This window comes from Lunatimonas sp. (assembly GCF_020832325.1).
Lineage (GTDB): Bacteria > Bacteroidota > Bacteroidia > Cytophagales > Cyclobacteriaceae > Lunatimonas.
Genome location: NZ_JAFIEU010000019.1, coordinates 41,006 through 62,104, shown reverse-complemented (window position 1 = coordinate 62,104; position 21,099 = coordinate 41,006). Strand labels below are relative to the sequence as shown.

Annotated in this window: 16 protein-coding genes; 9 read left to right on the top strand and 7 right to left on the bottom strand. The window is 46.4% G+C overall.

Annotated elements, in window-relative coordinates:
* Positions 1-113: 113 nt before the first annotated feature.
* Positions 114-1,706, top strand: a complete 1,593-nt coding sequence (locus JJU34_RS07415; RefSeq protein WP_228691701.1) for an FN3 domain-containing metallophosphoesterase family protein — start codon at positions 114-116, stop codon at positions 1,704-1,706.
* 294 nt (positions 1,707-2,000) lie between these two features.
* Entirely contained in the window at positions 2,001-2,732 is a 732-nt protein-coding gene (locus tag JJU34_RS07410) for a hypothetical protein (RefSeq protein ID WP_228691700.1), read from the top strand.
* A gap of 188 nt (positions 2,733-2,920) precedes the next feature.
* Here JJU34_RS07410 and JJU34_RS07405 read toward each other — a convergent pair whose 3' ends face one another.
* From JJU34_RS07405 to JJU34_RS07385, 5 genes are all read right to left on the bottom strand, one after another.
* Positions 2,921-3,118, bottom strand: coding sequence for a hypothetical protein (locus JJU34_RS07405; RefSeq protein ID WP_228691699.1), 198 nt, complete (start codon positions 3,116-3,118; stop codon positions 2,921-2,923).
* A 211-nt stretch (positions 3,119-3,329) separates the two neighbouring features.
* Positions 3,330-4,745 carry a sulfatase gene (locus tag JJU34_RS07400; RefSeq protein ID WP_228691698.1) on the bottom strand — a complete coding sequence of 472 codons (1,416 nt, stop codon included), beginning with the start codon at positions 4,743-4,745 and terminating at the stop codon, positions 3,330-3,332.
* Between the two features lie 161 nt (positions 4,746-4,906).
* Positions 4,907-6,610, bottom strand: coding sequence for a RagB/SusD family nutrient uptake outer membrane protein (locus JJU34_RS07395; RefSeq protein ID WP_228691697.1), 1,704 nt, complete (start codon positions 6,608-6,610; stop codon positions 4,907-4,909).
* 12 nt (positions 6,611-6,622) lie between these two features.
* Positions 6,623-9,715, bottom strand: a complete 3,093-nt coding sequence (locus tag JJU34_RS07390; RefSeq protein WP_228691696.1) for a TonB-dependent receptor — start codon at positions 9,713-9,715, stop codon at positions 6,623-6,625.
* Between the two features lie 633 nt (positions 9,716-10,348).
* Positions 10,349-11,053 (bottom strand): L-ribulose-5-phosphate 4-epimerase, encoded by a 705-nt coding sequence (locus tag JJU34_RS07385; RefSeq protein ID WP_228691695.1) that lies wholly within the window; start codon positions 11,051-11,053, stop codon positions 10,349-10,351.
* A gap of 421 nt (positions 11,054-11,474) precedes the next feature.
* Here JJU34_RS07385 and JJU34_RS07380 point away from each other — a divergent pair, with 421 nt between their 5' ends.
* From JJU34_RS07380 to JJU34_RS07365, 4 genes are all read left to right on the top strand, one after another.
* Positions 11,475-12,224 (top strand): NUDIX domain-containing protein, encoded by a 750-nt coding sequence (locus JJU34_RS07380; protein WP_228691694.1) that lies wholly within the window; start codon positions 11,475-11,477, stop codon positions 12,222-12,224.
* 85 nt (positions 12,225-12,309) lie between these two features.
* Positions 12,310-13,803, top strand: coding sequence for an L-arabinose isomerase (gene araA / locus JJU34_RS07375; protein ID WP_228691693.1), 1,494 nt, complete (start codon positions 12,310-12,312; stop codon positions 13,801-13,803).
* A gap of 57 nt (positions 13,804-13,860) precedes the next feature.
* Positions 13,861-14,877: a hypothetical protein gene (locus JJU34_RS07370; protein ID WP_228691692.1), complete on the top strand. Its 1,017-nt coding sequence runs from the start codon at positions 13,861-13,863 to the stop codon at positions 14,875-14,877.
* Entirely contained in the window at positions 14,874-15,800 is a 927-nt protein-coding gene (locus tag JJU34_RS07365) for an NAD-dependent epimerase/dehydratase family protein (RefSeq protein ID WP_228691691.1), read from the top strand. Before JJU34_RS07370 ends, JJU34_RS07365 begins: the two co-directional genes overlap by 4 nt.
* Here JJU34_RS07365 and JJU34_RS07360 read toward each other — a convergent pair.
* Together JJU34_RS07360 and JJU34_RS07355 are read right to left on the bottom strand one after the other, a co-directional pair.
* Positions 15,797-17,488 (bottom strand): NAD-binding protein, encoded by a 1,692-nt coding sequence (locus JJU34_RS07360; protein WP_228691690.1) that lies wholly within the window; start codon positions 17,486-17,488, stop codon positions 15,797-15,799. The two genes, JJU34_RS07365 and JJU34_RS07360, sit on opposite strands and share 4 nt — an antisense overlap.
* A gap of 175 nt (positions 17,489-17,663) precedes the next feature.
* A complete protein-coding gene (locus JJU34_RS07355) occupies positions 17,664-18,164 on the bottom strand; it encodes a DinB family protein (RefSeq protein WP_228691689.1) in 501 nt (166 codons plus the stop codon).
* Between the two features lie 200 nt (positions 18,165-18,364).
* Between JJU34_RS07355 and JJU34_RS07350 the strand changes: the two genes are divergently transcribed.
* From JJU34_RS07350 to JJU34_RS07340, 3 genes are all read left to right on the top strand, one after another.
* The gene (locus JJU34_RS07350) at positions 18,365-19,345 is read left to right on the top strand and encodes a YafY family protein (RefSeq protein WP_228691688.1); all 981 of its coding nucleotides are present in this window, start codon (positions 18,365-18,367) and stop codon (positions 19,343-19,345) included.
* A 70-nt stretch (positions 19,346-19,415) separates the two neighbouring features.
* Positions 19,416-19,739: a multidrug efflux SMR transporter gene (locus tag JJU34_RS07345; protein WP_228691687.1), complete on the top strand. Its 324-nt coding sequence runs from the start codon at positions 19,416-19,418 to the stop codon at positions 19,737-19,739.
* Positions 19,740-19,993: 254 nt separating this feature from the next.
* Positions 19,994-21,088: a PAS domain-containing sensor histidine kinase gene (locus JJU34_RS07340; RefSeq protein ID WP_228691686.1), complete on the top strand. Its 1,095-nt coding sequence runs from the start codon at positions 19,994-19,996 to the stop codon at positions 21,086-21,088.
* Positions 21,089-21,099 lie beyond the last annotated feature (11 nt).

Genomic DNA, 21,099 nt, shown 5'->3' with positions numbered 1-21,099 from the left:
CTTAGACCTGCATCTTGAAAAAGGTTAAACATGCCCGACAACACTAGTCGCTTTTCTACAGTACGAAGTACTATCATTTAAAAAACACCCCTTTGATAACCCATTTATCCTCAATGGCCTACCGACTCCCCAGTTTCCAAAAAATTCTCAGCAGTGCTGTTACAATTATCTTCCTGTCAATTGCTTCATCTCTTGCTCAACAAGTGATCGTTCAACCCTTTTTACAAAATGCCAGCCCGAGTAGCATGTATATTACTTGGGAAACAGACAGCGGAGAGGAAAGCATCGTGGAGTACGGACTTTCCAAAAACCTTGACCTGCATGCAACGGGAAACCTCAGCCATGTAGCATATGAAAACTCCTTCCTACATCAGGTGACGCTGCGGAACCTGCGAAGCGCCACTCGGTACTATTACCGCGTAAAAACCGGCGGGTTCATCTCCCCTGTGTACGAATTTGTCACGCCACCTGATCCCGAAAAAGACACCCTAAACCCTTTCAGGCTATTGATATTCAGTGACTCGCAGATAGACGGCCAGTTACCGGACAAATTGGAAGAAACCGTACATCAAGGCATCCTGAAATACTTTAATACCAGTCCTGAAAACCCCTTGAATAACAACCTGGCAATGGTCCTAGTAACAGGAGACTTGGTGGCACGTGGCAAGATCTACGAACAATGGCCGCAGCATTTCTTCCGGCCAACTGCCCCGATTTTCAGCCATGTGCCTGTTTATCCGGTTACGGGAAACCACGAAGACAACTCCGACTACTTTTTTAAGTACTTTCGACTGCCTCAAAATGGAAATGCAGCCTATGACGGCCATTGGTGGTATACGGATTATGCAAACGTACGGGTCATTGGGTTGGACTCAAACACGCCCTATCGAATCAAAGAGCAAACCGATTGGCTAGCCGACGTACTGGAAAAAACCGCAGAGGATACCCAGATTGACTTTGTATTTCTCCAGATACACCACCCCTTTAAAACCGAGTTTTGGCTGGTTGGGGAATTGGAATATACCCGACAGGTCATCGAACTATTGGAGGGATTTACGGAAAAATCTGGAAAACCCTCGGCCCATTTATTCGGGCACACCCACGCCTACTCCCGCGGTCAGTCTCGGGACCACCGGCACCTGTGGGTCAATGTGGCTTCCACCAGTGGCCGAATTGACTATTGGGGCGAATATGCACAACGCAACTATGCAGAGTTCAGCGTATCCCAACCGGAATACGGATTTGTCGTCATCGAGGTAGACCCAAAAAAGCAAAACCCTTCCTTCACACTCAAACGCATCAGCCGGGGAAATGAATACACCTTCAAAGACAACGAACTAAGCGATCAAGTGACGGTTTGGAGGTATGGGATTCATCCGGACAAACCAAGTACCAAAGGTGTGGTTGGCAACGGAGTGAACGGGCAGCTCATTTTAAAAGGCTCGGACTTTGCCAGCAAGCGACAGGGAGCCGTTCATTATGCTTCCCATTGGCAGATTGCTGCCACCCCGGATTTCAAGGAGCTGCTCCACGAAAGCTGGAAACAGGCGGAAGACTTCTTCTACAACGTAAACCAACAGGCCGACGATGATCTCAGGGATGAGTTGGTATTACGTATCACCGGTGGTTCGGAACGGTATTTCCGAGTACGGTACCGAGACCAGCACCTAGAATGGAGCGACTGGTCCGAACCCGAAAAGTTTTAGGATAGGTCACTGTCTTTTGACAATCCCTGGCATTCGCAGCGTCCAGAAAGACATCCAGGTCGTCTTTCTGGACGCTTTTTTTATACCTAGTCCAAAAACGGATTGGATAAAGTGACTTAGACTTACCTCTGCGATCGATGCCCTATTAGCATATATTAACATGAAAATTTTTCGCAGGTGAAAGGCTGGCTGTACCTTAGTCAGTCAAAGTCTGGTGGTATATAAACCGGTCAGAGGGCATTTCACAGGCGCTTTAAAGGATTTTCTTTACCACTATAAACCATTCGCTTGTTTATGAAATCCATCCTACTTTTTTCCTTATTATTCATCACAGCCTTATCTGTTCAGAGCCAAGTGCTGACGGGGAATATCATAGATGCATTGGATCATTCCTACCTACAGGGGGTAAAGGTGGAGAATATGCGGACAGCCGCAACTTTTACCAGTGGTCACCTTGGGCATTTCCGTATGGAGGTGGTACAAGGAGATTCGGTAGTATTTAGCAAAGAGGGCTATGTTACCCTTACTACAGTGGTTAAAGAAACAAACCACCAAGTAGTTTCCATGATCTTTGATGCTGTGGGGCTGCCTGCCGTCAGTGTTTACGGCGAAAGACCATCTATTTATATACCGAGTGTTTCCCTTGACAAGGATCCAAACAGAAAACCAATGGGGCCAGGAAGGATCATGCCGGGCCACAGTGGGTCTCTTACAGAGATGACGCCGGGCTTCACCATAGACGGGCCAATTTCCTATTTTACCAAAAGGGAAAGAAACAAAAGACAGTACAAACGGGCATTGGAAAAGCTTGCAAGGCAAGCTGCCTATTTGGAAGTTATCAGGTCAGATTCCATTAAGCAGGTCCTGATGAACCACTACGGGCTTCGCGAACCCGAGTTGGACGAATGGATCATCGGCTTCAATATGTATCACCGTGAACACGAATTTTTGGACATGGACCGCGACACGGTTCTCGGACTGCTGTATGAATACCTAAACCAACATGCCATTCGGGGCAGGGAATAAAAAGCTGGTGGACAATGGAAGTCCTTTAGGTCATTCAAAAAAACGCCCTCAATTTGGGGGTTGCTCGGGAGAATCCGCTCATCTATCTCCCTGCCATCGCTGCGCAATGCTAGGAGTATACCTTTAATAAAATGGGAGTGAAAAACCCTTTGCTTTATTGCCACCTAGACGTGAAGATAATCTTTTACCTAGGTACCTGCCTTCTTCAGGTGACCAAACCTGAACAGTGCAAACAACTTTAGTACAATCGATAGACTGAAGAAAATAATCCATACGGCCACGTTAAGCGTACCATAGATCATCCCATAGAGCATGTATACCCATCCTATGATTAAGATCAACGCCAATAACAGAAATTGGATTTTGTTCCGAAATCGAACAATCAATCTAAGCAAACGTTTTATTCCCATAACTCAAAGAAAGAACAACTCACTGAAAAAACATTTCAGTGGCAAAATAAAATTACCTGTTTTTGCTAGACATAATTAAAAGTGATCGCATTCATCCAGTATCAAAACGCAGCTGAGATATGCCAGAACACGTGGAATCTGATGGTATGAGGTTGGCTATCCAACACCTTGCCATACCGTTCCCGTGTTAAGGGGCATCGATACGTGTTTCAAGATTTGTAGGTGCCGGAACCATGTTGCTCCGATGTTGTTCGACCATTTCGGCTATTTCCTCCAATACCTCCGGATGCATAGCAGCAAGATCATATTGCTCTCCTGGGTCATGCTGTACCTGGTACAGTTTAGCCTGCTCCAAAACCTCCATTCGCTCTGGATAGCCACGGGGATTGTTTTGGTAATAATGGGCCTTGTAGGAACCCTTTCTGGCTCCAAAAAGCCGGGTACCATGATAAAAATACATTTCCTCGCGCGGGGATGGCAATCCTTCAATCAAGGATCCACTTAAGTCGTACCCATCGTAAACCCGGTCATCCGGCAAGGCAATATTGGCAAGCGAGGCAACCGTAGGCAACAGGTCCAAGGTGCTGCCCATCCCCGTTACAATTCCCGGAGCGATTTTTTCCGGCCACCAGAAAATAGCCGGTTCCCGTACACCTCCCTCGTAACTGGTCCCCTTGGCTCCATAAAACAAGCCTGCACTTCCGCCATGATCGTCGTAGGCGACCCAAGGTCCGTTGTCTGAGGTAAATACCACCAGGGTATTTTCTGCCAGTCCGCTGGATCGCAGGTAATCTAAGATCTGCCCTACACCCCAATCAATTTCCTCCACCACATCCCCATATAAACCCCGGTCACTAATCCCAACAAAATCCTCGGAAACGAAAAGGGGCACATGGGGCAGGTTGTGCGCCAAATAGACAAAAAACGGCTGTTCCTTGTGCGAGTCCATAAATGCAATGGCCTCTTCCGTATACCGCTTGGTGATAGTAGTCTGGTCTGCCGGTCTTTCGATGATTTCGGTATTGCGCATGAGGGGTACTTGGAAATACTCGATTTTGGCATTCCAAAACTTCTCCCGTCGATCCAGATCGTTTACGGCATCCATGTCGTTGCTATACGGGATACCAAAATAATAATCAAATCCGTGGGAAGTGGGTAGGAAGGGCTCCAAATGCCCCAAATGCCACTTTCCGATAGCCGCGGTAGCATATCCGGCCGGTTTGAGCACACGGGCAATGGTGCTTTCCGACTGGGGCAATCCACCCGCTGAATTGGGAAACAGTACCCGCCGCACATCGCTGCACATGCCATTGCGTATCGGATACCGACCTGTCAGCAAAGCGGCCCTAGAGGGTGTGCAAACGTTTGCCGCGGAATAAAAATTTGTCCATTTTTGCCCCTCAGCCACCATTCGGTCCAAGTGGGGTGTCTTTATACTTGGGTGGCCGTAGCTCGAAAGATCCCCATAACCTAAATCATCCGCAAATATGATAACTACGTTGGGTGGGCCTTGACGTACTGGTTGCTTTTGGGAGTGAGAGTTGGAGCAAGCAACAAAGAGTGCAAAAATCAGCATATTTGTCAAGAAAATAGAAGCGCGCATGGGGTAATAGCTTTTGGGGTTCAAAATAACAAGAACGCTAAAGTTACAAAAATCAAGATCCAAAAAGTACATATTATTGAGCGATTTGTGTACCATGCCAGGGTAACAACGAAAAACCCCCTGGCCAAGGACCCGGGGGTTTCGAATGCATATAAATCAGTTTAACAATTTGCTCCTGGATAACCGCAGTTTTGAGGGTAGCCTCCATCTGATCGGTCAATCTGTTCCAGCGGAATAGGCCTTAAGATATGGAATTCCTGGATATTGGGCCCAGCTTCTACATTGTGAAGGCGGACTCTCTCAATTAGCTTTTTGGTCCTTGCCAGGTCAAACCACCTGTGACCTTCGCCATCCAGCTCTCTGCCTCTCTCATCTAGTAGGTAGTCTAAGGTAGCCTGAGCAGGGGTGATTTCCATCTGAGATTCCATTCCAGGCCAAGCAGCCCTTCTACGTATCACATTGATATCCTCTGCGGCCCCGGTTGTGTTGCCTAGCATAATACGTGCTTCGGCACGGATCAAGTAAGCGTCAGCCAAGCGCATTAGGGGATGGTCCCGCTGCCCCATTTCATGCTGTCTATTGGGACGCGTAGGATCTATCCACTTATTGAGGGATGGGTACCACCGCTCGTCATACACATCATCGGTGATGACCAAATAGCGGGTTCTTGCTTTTCTGGCAGCGGTCCACTCTGCATCCTTGCCTGGACCTGGAATAAAGACAGCGGTATCACCTACTGCAAACTTCCTTTCGCCGACTAGGTTGGAAGGAATATGACCTGCTGCGGCATCCTGGGCAGTCCAACGCGGGATATTCCCTTCGTTATTCGATATCCAAGCATGCTTATAGGTCTTATCATAGCGGGAATCGATGGCCCGGTTCCATAACCCAAGGTGGAAGGGTGTAGGTCGGAAACGCTTCCAAGGTCTACCATTCTCTGTATCCCTCGCCATGCCAGGCAACACATCGTATTCCATCAGGAAGTAGAGGTGTCCCCGATGGCCTTGTCCATCTATACCCTCATCCACCTGTGATTTGTTGTTTTGAATACTCCAGATGATTTCCGCATTTCGTTGGTTATTGATATCCCAGAGTGCAGCTACATCAGTCAACAAACTAAAATTATAATTATTAATTACATTGCTCATTAGCCGCTCTGCCTCTTGCGCATCTCCATTTCCCTGACCATAGCTCTGATACGCTCTGGTCATGTATACTTTTGCCAGCAGAAATTCCGCAGCGGGCTTTGTTGCCCTACCGTAATCTGATTGGGAATTGGGTAGGTTGGCTATCGCAAATTGGAGATCGGGGATGATTGCTTCCGAATAAATCTGACCGGCGGGCGTGCGATTGGCGGTAATTTCTACCCCTTGAGTTTCCTCAAGCGAAAGGTGTACATCACCGTAGAACCGTACGAGATTGAAGTAATAGAGCGCCCGAAGAAATCTAACTTCTGCCAAGCGCAAATTCTTGTGCTGCTCTGACAGACCCGGGATATCCTGGGAACGATTGATCGTCGCATTGGCCTGATTGATACCTCGGTAAAAATCCCTCCAAGTATCTCGAACAAATGCCTGGGCCGGATTCAATCCGCCGTCGTACAAGTTGAGCATCTTGTGGCTACCGTCGGCCCCATTGGTGTGAACATCGGTACCGAATACCGTCATCGAAAATCCCCGCTCCGGTCCGTAGAAGAACTTGGTCTCTGAATAGGTTGCATTAACCGCTGACTCGAATCCAGCCGCAGTGGTATAAAACGACCCTGCGGAAACGCCAGTTACCAACTGTTCGCTTAGGTACTCCTCGCAGGAGCTACCCAATATAGCGACTGCTGCTAGTGCTATGGTACTTATATATTTCTTCATTGATTTCTAATGTTAAAATGAAATGTTAATACCCATTAGGAACTGCCTAGCCGAAGGCACAACTCCTGCATTGAGCTCGCCCGCAATTTCTGGATCCCAGGTATCGAAATTTGCCCAAAACAAGGGGTTTTGCGCAGTCGCATAAATCCTGGCTCGGCTCATAAACAACTTGTTCGCAATAGGTGCAGGCAAGTTGTACCCAAGGGTGACATTTCGTAACTTCACAAAGCTGCCGTCAAAGTAAGACCGGGTAGATCCATCTCTCGGAAACTCCTGATTTACATTGGGACGAGGGTTTTCGTTAGTGGGATTGTCTATCGTCCAATAGTCCACCAGCAGGTTGTTATAGCGACCAAACAATCCGCTATTGCTATCGTGGAAGCGGCTCCTTACCATGTGTCCGACCCTGTAAAAAAAGAATACGCTCAAATCAAAGTTGCCCACCTGAAAACGGTTGGTGATACCACCCACGAAATCGGGCACGTCTGTACCGAGCACAATCCGGTCGTTTGGCGTTATTCTGCCGTCTCCGTCTTGGTCTTTCAGCTTTATCTCTCCAGGTACTTTCTGATCCATTTGACGTGCTAAGTCTTCCTCGTTAGCTTGCCAGATACCGATCTTTTCATAATCAAAGAACACCCGGATAGGCTGTCCAATAAACCATTGGTTACCCACGTCGGACATGGAGTTGCCATTCTCGTCCTTGAACACCAAGTCCACGATTTCCTCCCTCCATCGCGAAATATTGAATTGGATATCCCATCGGAATTTGGGTGTGTCCGTTGGAGTTGCGTTAATACTCAACTCAACGCCTTTGGAGCGGGTTGCTCCAATATTCTGTAGGATATTGTTGTAACCGGAAGTGAAAGGAAGATTTCGAGCGAGTAGAATATCAGTCGTATTAGTAACAAAATATTCAAACGAACCGGAAAGTTGGTTATTAAACAAACCAAAGTCCACTCCACCGTTTACGGTAGAAGATATCTCCCATCCCAAATCCGGATTGGGGATTTCATTCAGACCAAATCCAAGGGCTTGGGTTTCGCCAAATGCATAGACTGTGCGACGAAGTCTACCTAAGGTCTGATACGGATCCACGGAGGTATTTCCTACCCTACCATATGAAGCTCTTAGTTTAAATTCGGTAATCGCGTTTTGGCCCTTCATAAAATCTTCGTCTATCATCCTCCATCCTACAGATGCACCTGGGAAATAAGCCCACTGTCTTCCGGGTGCTAAACGTGACGAACCATCGGCGCGCAAAGTAGCTTGGAAAAGGTATTTACCAGCCAATTCGTAGTTTACTCTACCCATGTAGGAAGCCAGCGTCCATTCTCTCAAGTGGCTAGCCACATTATTTCTAACCTCAGCAGACCCCAAGTCATAAAACAATTGGGTTTCGTAAGGCAGGTTGGACACCTGGGTCAGATGTCTCTCTGACCTCAGACCTTGTATACTCTGCAAGGCAGTTGCTTGCAGGCTATGAATACCGAACGATTTGGAATAATTGAGGATATTCTCTACCGTATATCCCATATCAAGCTCATTCTCTAGTGACGCACTCGCTGGCCCACCTCTGTTTGCATTGGTTTGTCTAGCCCTAAAGTTTCCAACCCTTCTAAAACGTATATCTGGGCCGGCGTTTGTAGTAAACTTCAACCCCTCCGTAATCGTTGCCTCCATGTAAAAAGGAGCAAAAATTCGGGTGAATCGTCTCTCATCCATAAATGCGCCGGGCACCAATTCTGAGAGTGGGTTGGTACGTATTCCATCATTGGTAGGAAGGAAACGAATGCTGCCATCCTCGTTAAAGGGTACGCCCAGTGGATTATTAGCTACGGCTTCTCCGAGGGCTGATCCAGATCCCCAGTTTTGAATCACTGAGGAAGCAGTAAAGGAAGTTCCTACCTTGAATATCTTGCTGATCTTATGGTCTAGGTTTATCCTAGCAGTTACCCGCTGGTAATCCATATTATCCACAATACCTTCTTCGTCAAAATACCCCAAAGAGATATTAAACTGCGTATTCTGATTACCACCGTTTACACTGAATTGATGGTTGGTCTGGTATCCGGTTTTCAGGATCAGATCCAACCAATCGGTAGAACGGCCCAACGCCAACGACTCCAATTCAACGGGATCCAAAAACACAAACTCATCGTCCGGAATTACTCCATTCCACGCCGCCGCACGGGTGTTTGGGTCCCACCTTCTGGATTCGCGCTTCATCGCGGCAAATTCCTCTCCATTCATCATGCGTACACGGGAAGTGGTATTGGAAAGACCATAATACCCATCGTACGAAACGGTGGTTTTATCGGTGCTACCCCGCTTGGTGGTGATGATCACCACACCGTTTGCACCCCTGGACCCATAAATGGCGGTGGCTGCGGCATCTTTCAATACCTCCATGGAAGTAATATCCTGTGGGTTGATATCAAAGATGGCAGACCCTGCACTGGTCTGAGGAATTCCGTCAATTACGTAAAGCGGCTCGTTGGATGCGGAAATTGATCTTCTTCCCCGAATAAGGATCTGAGGTGCCTGACCAGGACGTCCCCCACCGGAAACGACATCCACACCAGCTACCTGACCTTGGATAGCCTCCACGGCAGAAGCCACGGGGATTTCACGGATGGAACGCTCGTCAAGAGACGCAATGGCTCCGGTAATATTTCGTTTTTCCTGAGTACCGTAACCTACCACGATTACTTCTTGAAGGGAGGACATGTCTTCCTCCAGCACGATGTTAACGGTAGTTTGATTGCCGATAGTCATCCGGGTAGGCTTATATCCAATAAAGGAAATCACAATAGTACTTCCCTCTGGAACATCTAATGTGAATTTACCATCGATATCGGTGGCAGTTCCTGCTCCAGTGCCCTCCACGACTACCGTCGCGCCAGGAATAGGTTCACCATTTGAATCCTTAACCGTTCCGGTGATCCTAGCAAAGTCTGCCATTTCCGAAAATGCCATCTCGTTGGATGCCTTTAGGCTATCCGCAGCAGCTGGCGAATGAGATAGTCCCAAACATAGGAGCAATGCGGATGCGCTTGTACCCCATCTGGGAATTTCTCGAAATACACGTACTATTCTTTTCATACATTTTGGGTTTTAAATAAGTTAATCAAACTTTTGGAGATATTCATAATGATTTTGACATACCTCTCCAAGTATGCCGATTTTGTCTCATAGGCATTTATATTGATAGTTAAACAAACAAAAACAGGTGTTGTACTTACAAATCACTGCTCAATGAGCAATCGATTGCACAAATAATGATTAATTATGGCTCACTACGTAAGCCATAATTTTATATCTCTTATATACACGTCGAAATGTGAAAAAAAATTGGAAAATATAAAAACAAAGGGGTAAGTTTTTTTTTAGGAAATTTAAAAAAAACGAATATTTGAAATTTATTTTTGTATATATAAAAAAAGTCAAACAAAATTCTGTGAGCAAAACTCACCATCCCCTTTGAGTCACACATAGACCGATAAACACAAAAATAAACCGATAAACCAATTTACTACCCTTGCACTAAATCACTCAGTCGAATCAAAAAAAAATAAATTTTTTGAAAAAAAAATATTATTTTAAATCGAAATTAGACAATTATATAAGCATCTATTTCATACAATTAACAAAAACATGAATACAACAAAACGCCCTCATACCTTTCTAACCAACAGTTGTCTACAAAAATGACAATATTCTAACGATTATTAACTATCAACACCCTTGACCATAATAAGCCCCATCCCCATGCTTTCGATCGTAATGTTTTTTTATAAGTGAATCTTTTAACCTAGGAGCTTTGGGATTGATCTGCATAGTAAGAAAGGCCATCTTCGCGATTTCCTCAAGCACCCGGCTGTTGTATACTGCTTTTGCCGCGTCCTTTCCCCAGGTAAATGGACCGTGATTTCCGATAAGGATCATTTCCACTTCTCGGTAGGAGATGTTTTTCGCAGCAAAACAATCCACTATTTGCTGTCCGGTATTATGTTCGTAGTCACCCTCAATCAACTCGTCAGCCATAGGGGGTGCACAGGGAATATCACTCGTATTATGGTCTGCATGGGTAGTACCAAACAAGGGAATATCCAATTGGGATTGGGCCCATGCGACCGAATAGGTACTGTGGGTATGGCAGATGCCTCCTATCTCCTCCCAGTGCTTGTAAAGAAATGCATGGGTTTTGGTATCCGATGAGGGACGCATGGTTCCCTCTATCACCTTATTTTCAAAATCAACAACGACCATATCGGCAGGTTTGAGTTTTTCGTAGGGAACACCACTGGGCTTAATGGCAAATACCCCCCGATCCCGGTCCACCGAACTAACGTTGCCAAAAGTGTAGACTACCAAACCCAGTTTGGGCAATTCCATATTCGCTTCATAGCACGATTCCTTGAGGTCTTTGTACGATGTCATCTTTCGTTGTTTTTGAGAATAAATTCATTCAGTAAAGCTTCAAAATGCCCTTCGGGCAAACCCTCCGTCAATAAAATGTAAGGACCCGATTAGTACATAATCTCCCTGAACCAGTATACCTAGTACACCTAGAAGAAAATAGACTAAAACCAGATCCCAACAAAAAACCGGACACGAACACCTACGTGCCGATTGCCCACTCGCTAGGTTAACGGTAGACAAAGTTATATTGCCGTTTTCAGAATAGAAAGATGAATCGGGCAAAGCTGGTAATCTGTGTAAAATAAATTTTCGCCTTGTTTCCTTCGCATAAAAGTTTAAATTTGATTTCGAATTTCACCAATCCCTTTGTCAACCTATCGCCAAACCTGTTAAACGGAACCTTAAAGCGTATTCCTTTAAACTAATATTAACATCAATTATGATTAAGTATTCAAATCAAACCCGCATGTTGGTTTCAGTGGACTGCGTTGTTTTTGGGTTTGACGGCGAAGATTACAAACTATTGCTCATCCAGCGTGGCTTCGAACCGGAAAAGGACAAATGGAGCCTGATGGGTGGATTTCTCCAGCCCAATGAATCCCTCGATGAAGCAGCACAACGGATTCTAACCAAACTCACCGGTTTGCGAAATATTTATATGGAGCAACTCCACGCCTTTAGTCAGCCCCACAGAGACCCTGTGGAACGCGTCATCGGTGTGACCTATTACGCCCTGATCGACATCAACCAGTATGCACGGCAACTCAGCGATCTCTATCAGCCCAAATGGTTCACTATGAATTCCCTGCCCAACTTGATCTTTGATCACCAGGAAATGGTCAATCTGTCCCTAAAACAACTTCGGTATAAAGCCGCAATGCACCCTATTTTGTTTGAATTGCTTCCTGAAAAATTTACTTTACCCCAACTGCAGATTCTGTATGAAGGGCTATACGATATCAGTATTGACAAAAGAAATTTTTCCCGAAAAGTCCTTTCTACCGGAATCATCACCAAAGAAGAGGAAAAAGACAAATCGAAATCCAAAAAAGGCGCGTTTTACTACACCCTGAACAAAGCAAACTATCAAGCACAATTTCAGCGGGTTCTAAATTTCATACCTAAAAATGAAATCCCACTGAGTGTGGAAGCGGATCAAAAAGAGCCTGTAGCATTGCTGGATAATTAGCCATTTTACCCTAACTTTCGAGCCAATCACAGCTGCCTATGCCTGATTGGCATAGTGTATGCTAAAAAGTGTCAAAAACACAAGAATGAAACCTAAAACCCAACCTGAAATTTGGTTTATAGCCGGAAGCCAGTACCTCTACGGCGAAAAAACGTTGGAACAAGTCCGCGAACATAGTTCCCAAATCGCCGAAGGCCTCGATGCATCTCCCCATCTTTCCATAAAAATTCGTTTTATTGCGGTGGTCACAGATACACCGGATATTCGGCAAGTGCTTTCTCAGGCAAATCAGTCATCCACCTGTATAGGGGTGATCGTGTGGATGCATACTTTTTCACCGGCAAAAATGTGGATCAATGGGCTTAAAACCCTCCAGAAACCTTTACTACACCTGCATACCCAATTCAACAGAGACATTCCCTGGAGCAGTATAGACATGGATTTCATGAATCTAAACCAAAGTGCACATGGCGACAGAGAGTTTGGGTTTATCACTTCGCGAATGAGGCTTCCTCGTAAGGTGGTGGTTGGATACTGGACCTCCGCGCAGGTACATAAGGAAATCGACCATTGGGCCAGGGCATGTGCCGGATGGAGCGACTGGCAGGACGCTAAAATTGTACGATTTGGTGACAATATGCGCCAGGTAGCCGTTACAGAAGGCGATAAAGTAGAAGCCGAGATACGTTTCGGCTTTTCAGTAAATACGTACGCCGTAGGCGACTTGGTGGAATCCATAAGACAGGTGACACCAGCAGAAATAGCCGAGTTGCTTGCAGAATACGAAGAAAAGTACCATGTAGCTCCGGAACTAAAAAAAGGAGGCGCCCGCAGGCCATCGCTGGAAGAGGCCGCACGAATTGAGCGGGGGTTGGAAACGTTTTTGGTATCCGGCCATTTCAAAGCGTTTACCAACACCTTCGAAGATCTCCACGGTATGAAGCAACTCCCCGGCATAGCGGTGCAGCGTCTGATGGCCAAAGGCTTTGGATATGCCGGAGAGGGGGATTGGAAAACGGCTGCATTGGTAAGGGCCATGAAGGTAATGGGATCTGGATTAGCTGGTGCCAATGCGTTCATGGAAGATTACACGTACCACTTTGATCCGGACAACAGCCTTGTTTTGGGTTCCCATATGCTGGAGGTGGACGAAAGCTTGGCCTCTCACAAACCATCGTTGGAAATACACCCCTTGGGGATCGGTGGTAAGGAAGATCCGGTTCGACTGGTATTTAACGTAGCAGGAGGGCAGGGGCTGAACGCCTCCATAGTGGATATGGGCAACCGCTTCCGAATGGTGATCAACGAAGTAGTGGCGGTAGACCCACCCCATGAACTCCCAAAGCTACCGGTAGCTCGGGTGCTTTGGCAACCACTGCCCGATATGCATACCGCTTGTAAGGCCTGGATATTGGCCGGCGGAGCACACCACACATGTTTTAGTACCAACCTAAGCTCCGAAGTATTGATGGATTTTGCCGAAATTGCCGGGATGGAAGCCCTTGTTATAGATAAGGACACCCAGATTAGGGATTTCCAAAAGGAAATCCAGTGGAATGACATGACCTACCGAAAATAAAACCATTTTGCTTTTCGGGTAAGAACCCATATCTTACTGCTTTATTTTCAGCTAAGTATGATCCATTTTCCTCCTTTATCTGTGCGGCGCTGCTGGTATGCATTTTTACTGGTATTAACCTTTAGCCTAACTGATGCAACTGCCCAGGACGTCCCCTCCGCGGTGATAAAAAGCGATGACCTCCATGTAAATCTTTATCTCCCCGATGCCACAAAAGGATACTATAGAGGCTCCCGATTTGATTGGTCAGGCGTGGTGTCCCAACTCACCTATCAGGGACACACGTACTTTGGGCAGTGGTTTCCCAGATACGATCCCTATCTTCACGATGCAATCATTGGACCTGTAGAAGCTTTTGACCCGATCGGATACGAGGAAGCCAAGGCTGGAGAAGAGTTTCTAAAAATCGGCATTGGGCGGATTCGGAAAATAGACGAAGAACCTTATCGGTTTACCGCTCCCTTTGAAATCACCGACCACGGGAAATGGCGTGTAAAGAAAACAAAAAACAGTGTCAGCTTTAGGCAGCACCTTTCGAAAAAAAACGGCTATGGCTACCAATATACCAAGACAGTAGAACTGGCAAAAGGTCAGCCGGAAATGAAGTTGGTGCACCGACTGGAAAATACCGGCAAAAATCCCATCAAAACCCGCGTATACAATCACAATTTTTTTATGTTGGACAATAAGCCCATAGGCCCCGCTTACGAGGTCTCTTTCCCTTTTCAGCCTACGCTGATTTCAAATACCCGGGGCATGGGCACAGTCACCGAGATTTCCGGCAATAAAGTGGTATTTAAGGAGGCTATCCCACCTGGAGAAAGCATCTATTTTGTGTTGGGAGGCTACTCGGAAGAAGCTTCGGATTACGACATCACCCTAACCAACCGAAAGAGCGGCTATGGAGTACGAATCACCAATGATCACCCCATCGTTTTCTTACCCTTTTGGGGAATACACACTACGCTATGTCCAGAACCATACATGGATGTACACGTAATGCCCGGCGAAAGCCAATCTTGGACCACCACCTATTCGTTCTTTTCCACTCACTCGTCTCCGCAACAGCCATGAGCCAACCCCTCTATCACACCATCCTAGGGTCAACCGGAAATATCGGACAGGCACTAGCAAAAGAACTTGCGAAAAATGCACTCCCCCTACGATTGGTCAGTAGAAACCCTTCGAAGGTCAACCCGAGCGATGAGGTATTCACCGCCAATTTATTGGATGCGGAAGCAACTGATCGCGCTGTAGCTGGTTCAGATACGGCTTACTTAGTAGTGGGAATAGCCTACAAAACCAACATTTGGGAAAAACAGTGGCCCGTCGTCATGCGAAATGTCTTGGACGCCTGCATTGCCCACGGCACCAAGTTGGTGTTTTTTGACAACATGTATGCGTATGACCCCGCACATGTAGGAAAACTCACGGAATCCAGTCCCATCAAACCGTCCAGTAGAAAAGGAATAGTCCGCGCCAAAATCGCCCAAGAGATGCTGGATGAAATCCGTTCCGGCAGACTTAAGGGAATGATCGTTCGTGCAGCTGATTTTTATGGGAAGAATGCCCGGTTTTGCATGTTAAACGAATCGGTGATCAACCGCATGAAATCCGGCAAGTCTGCACAATGGCTCTACCAAACCAATAAAAAACACTCCTTCACCTATATTCCAGATGCCGCAAGCGCTACAGCTTTTTTAGCCCAACAAGATGCTGCATACAACCAAGTCTGGCACTTACCGACCGACCACCGGTACCCCTCAGCAGAAGATGTGGCGGACATTTTAAGCGGATACCTGGGCATGGAGGCTACGATTCGGAGTCTACCTCCGTGGATGATGACCCTCCTCTCACCATTCATCCCCGTACTTTCAGAGGCGAAAGAACTGAGTTATCAGCTTGAAAACGACTATTGTTTTGATTCCTCCAAAATTGAAAAGGCTTATGGACTCAAGCCTACCCCTATTGAAGAAGGCTTGAAAGCCTGTATTTAAGTTGAACCGTACCGTTCGAAAAACTTCTTTTCAGCCTCTACCGTTCCAATCAGGATGATCTCGGCATCTTTTTGCAAGATCATGTTAGGCTCAGGGTTAACATGGGTGATGCCCTTCGCCTTGACTGCGATCACCGTACAACCGGTTTCCTTCCGTATACAGGATGCAGCTATGCTTCTTCCCTCCAACGACTCCGGAACGGCCACTTCGATGAGGTCCAATCCCTCGGCCACCATCAGAATGCCACTTCGCTCCAAGAGGTTAAAGATCGTGTTAGCGCCCATGGAGGCATAGGACATGACAAAATCGGAACCTGCCCTATGCATGATTCCAATATTCCGCTCCAAATTTGACCGTGTGATCACCTGCACATCCGGGCGCAAAAGCCTGCAATAGATGGTCAGGTAAACGTTGACATCATCGTCATGGGATGTGATGATGACACAGTGGGTTTCGTCAATGCCGGCTTCCTTGAGCACTTCCAACTCGGCAGCATCTCCCAACACCACTCGCTCCTTTCCCCTCGCCCTTTCAGGATCCTTCTCGACAATTCGGTAATCCAATCCTCTGGCAATCAGGTTACGACCCGTAGCACGCCCCACGCGCCCTCCCCCTATGATCAAAACGGGCGCCGCCATCACGGCCTTCACGCAAAAGGTTTGATTGTACGATTCTATCTGCTGGGCAGTCCCTGCCAACACCAACACTGTACTGGACGAAATCAGTGTGTCTGGCTCGGCCGCTTGGAATTTACCCCGCTCCCAGACTCCTACCACACTCACCCCAATATCCTGGCGTAGCCTCGTTTCCTTTAATTTAAGTCCAACCAAACTCGACCCGGTAACCAGCGCTTCGGCAATCTTCAATTCATCAAACTCCCCGATTAGGTGGGCACCGGCGTCACCACCGTTTGCTCTCCTCGACAAAAACAAGCCCATTATTTCTCCCAGATGCAGCACATGATTACAGCCAGCCAATTTGAGTATATCATCGGAGGCTGCGTAACTGCAGGTAGCGATGATCTGAACGTCTTTGCTAATACCCCTTACCGTAAATGCAACGTTCGTGTTAATGACATCGGACTCCGTAGTGGCGACCAAAGCTGCCCTACCAACTCTCGCCATCCGATAGGTTTCCGGATCGCCCAAATCCCCCAGCATCACCTGAACGCCTAAGTCCCGCAACCTCAGCCCCTCTTGTATATCTGCCACCAACACCACATACTCGTAGTTGAACTGTTTGAGCTTTTTGATCAGCACTTCTGCAATGGGGCCATATTTAGTTAAAATCACATGACCGGAAATTCCTTCGGGCAGTTCCCTTGGAACCTTCGCCAGCTCTTGGGCCTTCATCCAGGGAGAGTAAAAAAAATTGATAAAGGTAAAGGGAAAGAGAATGAGGAGAAAAAGCATGCCAGATACCAAAACGATCACCGAAAATAACCTGCCTGCATCGCCTTGGAAGGTGATGTCTCCAAATCCAAGCGTAGACATCACGGTGAGTGTCCAATAAAATCCGGTTACCAAAGAATATGACTGCCCCTCCAGCCCCATCAGATACCTAAATATCACCGTATAAACCAGGATGATCAACAACAACAATACTAAAAACCGGAACAAAAGCAACAAGTTCTTTCTGTCCGGCTTATTCCGAAGAAAAATGAGCACCTGCGTGGTTAACGTCTTCATCGCCCAAATCTAACTAAATACCTATTTGGGTAAAAGTACATCAACCAAAAGAATTGCTAATGACCCCGGTCAGGAGGAAATCCCAGTGATAAACAAACCGCCATACAAAGGCTCCCGCTTCGACCTGTGGAGACAGGAGGAAGCGGGAGAAGTAACCCTTTGGTTTTGCGAGGTACTACCGCTCCCAAAAATTGGGGGGAGCGATGCCCAACTCACGGAGATACACATAGGCTTGGCCCCGGTGGTGAATCTCATTATCAACAAAATACAGGAGGGTGCAGTACCCCGTATCTTCGTATTGCCCAAATGCGGTAATACGCTCCTGAAACCGCTCTACCGGTATCCGCGGCCACCAAGTGTCGATTTCTGCTGTTGTACGATCCCATGCCTCCAATAGCTTCTCTTTGGAATCCAATGAAGCCAGATCTTCGTCCAACTCTTTCCATTCATTGGTCGCTAGGCCCTGAATGCCCGGGCCAGCGATGGCCAGGAGCTCCTTGACAAGTCCCCCGAAGGGCCTCATCCCTCCAAGGCTAAAGGTGAACAGCTTGTCCTCCGGATACAGGTCGATCAGTCTACGGGTAAGACTGCGATGTCCTTGCCAATGATTCAGTAACTGCTCCGAATCAATGATTTGGGCAGTGCTCATTTTGGGTAATTTCTCTCGTGTTTCCATAATCCGATTTTTTTACGTTTAGGTTAATATTACGTTCGTCTATGGACAAAGTAAAGCCTGCCGGGTGACAGCCCTATGTCAACAGCCTTGAATTTTTTTAAAAGATTTTATGTCCCTCAGACTCCTCCTATGATAACTGACACAGGGTATATTGTAGGGCCTCTTAAAAAACCGTAATTTGGCAGGACAATGGTGAAAAAATGAACAGAATTGACCGGCTTACAGCTATATTGACCCAACTGCAGTCAAAGAGGTCCGTGAAGGCCCAAGAGATAGCGGACAGGTTTGGTATCAGTCTTCGCACCGTGTATCGGGATATCCGTTCATTGGAAGAGGCTGGGGTTCCACTTTTGGGAGAGGCTGGGGTTGGTTATTCCTTTGTAGAGGGCTATCGGCTGCCTCCTGTACAGTTTACCAAAGAGGAAGCTGTGGCCTGTTTGGTTGCTGAAAAAATCATCGAGAAAGTCTCTGACCGGGAAAGCAGTCGACACTTTCATGCCGCCATGTATAAGATCAAAGCCTTACTAAAACCACAGGAAAAAGATACCGTAGAGCATCTTTCCAGTCAAATCGCCGTAATACATCAACCTAGAAAAAGAAGCAACCAAACACTGCAATCCCTGTTGATCGCGCTCTCGGACCGCCGGACCGTCCAAATTACCTACACCAGCTTTGTCGACGAAAACAGTACGCAGCGTACCCTGGAACCCGTGGGCGTGTACCATGCCTACGAGCAGTGGTACCTCATCGCATGGTGTAGGCTTAGAAATGCCTACCGCACGTTTAGACTAGACCGTATCCATACCCTTTCCATACTAGAGGAATCGTTCCAGGCGAATCACCCCTCACTGGTAGAGTACTTGGATCGGGTAGCCAAAGAGGAAAAGCTTCAAAAGGTGGTTTTGGCGGTAAATAAGCAGGCAGTCAAATACGTAAAGGAGCAGCGGTATAACCATGGCTTTGTAATGGAGCAACCAAAGGAAGACTTCGTCGAAATGACCTTTATGACTGCTTCGATAGAAGGAATCGCTCGCTGGATTCTTATGTTGGCTGACCAGATTACTATTTACGAACCGGACTCCCTGAAGGAACGTGTAAAAGAGCTATTGCAGGTGATGCTCGAAAAAATTAACCAAAAGCGTCCCAAGGGTTATTCTGTGCATACCGATCCACTCAAATAAACCGCTTCTTATAAAAAATCAAGGTCGGGTGTATCTTTAGCCTGTATCTACAAACACAAATTATTGTACCATGAGTTGGTTTATACTGATAATTGCGGGAATTTTCGAAGCTGCATTTGCTTTTTGTCTGGGCAAGGCAAAACTGCATACCGGAACACCTGCAACTGTCTGGTACATAGGATTTTTGATCTGTCTTGCCATAAGCATGGTGCTTTTGGTAAAAGCTACCCAACAACTGCCCATCGGTACCGCCTATGCAGTTTGGACCGGAATTGGAGCAGTGGGGTCGGTGATATTTGGGATATTTGCATTTCAGGAACCCGTAACCTTTTGGCGTATTTTTTTCCTGACCACGCTCATCGGCTCCATAGTCGGACTCAAGGGGGTTTCATAGCATGCTCTTTTTTTCCCAGAAGCCGATATAAGATCTTTGTTGTTCATTTCCAGCAATTAAATTAAAACGAAAAGTCAACTAAAGACAAATTCCTCCGTTTTTTTACATAAATTTAGGAAAAACATGACTAATGTCATTAAATCCAGGGAAATGAACCGCGTGGGAGATCAGAATAGGTAGCTGTCTCTGTTTTAGCTGTAAATTCTTTTTGAAGCATAAAAGAATATTTGCACCGTTAAAAAATTTTTGAAGCAATGGAAAGAATCGAAGACTTCAAGTATGCACTGGATGAATCCGCGATCATCGCCATAACGGACCAAAAGGGAACAATTAAGCATGTCAACGAAAATTTTTGTAGAATTTCAGGCTATACTTCGGAGGAATTGATTGGCCAAGACCACCGAATCATCAATTCTGGATACCATAGCAAGGAATTTATCCGCGATCTTTGGAGAACAATCGGTTCGGGCAAAGATTGGAAAGGGGAAATAAGGAACAAGGCGAAAAATGGAAACTACTATTGGGTAGATACTACGATCATCCCATTTTTGAATGAGCAGGGCAAGCCCTACCAATATCTTGCCATTCGATTTGACATTACCGACCGAAAAATCAACGAAGAACGTCTGCAAAAAACGCTAAAAGAAGTTTCCGATTACAAATATGCCCTGGACGAATCAGCGATCGTCGCGATTACGGACCATAAGGGCATCATCAAGCACGTGAATGAAAATTTTTGTAGGATTTCCAAATATAGCCCTGAAGAGCTGATTGGACAAGATCACCGGATTATCAACTCCCAATACCATCCCAAGGAATTCATCCGGAACTTGTGGAAAACCATCGGAAACGGAAAAGTTTGGAAAGGGGAAATACGAAACCAAGCCAAAGACGGATCTTACTATTGGGTGGACACAACGATCGTTCCTTTTTTGAATCCAGACGGTAAACCCTACCAATATGTTGCCATTCGATCCGACATCACCGAACGAAAAATAGCAGAGGAGGATCTCCGAATCAGCAATGAAAAAGCGATAGGTTACGTAAAGGAACTGGAAAACAAAAACAAACAATTGGTAGACTTCTGCAATATCGTATCCCACAACTTACGAGCCCCTTTGGTAAATATTTCGATGTTGGTGGATTTTATGGAAAACGCAGAAGATGAGGAAGAGAAGGATGAGTTGCTTGGCAAAATCAAGCCCGTGATAAACCATCTGATGGAAGTATTCAACGAGCTGGTGGAATCAATCCAAGTGCAACAGGACACAGAAATCAGCAAACAGGAGATCGTGCTCAAAGAAGCGGTAGAAAAAGTGCTTACAGGCTTCTCGACTCAAATCGAATAATCCCAAGCAAC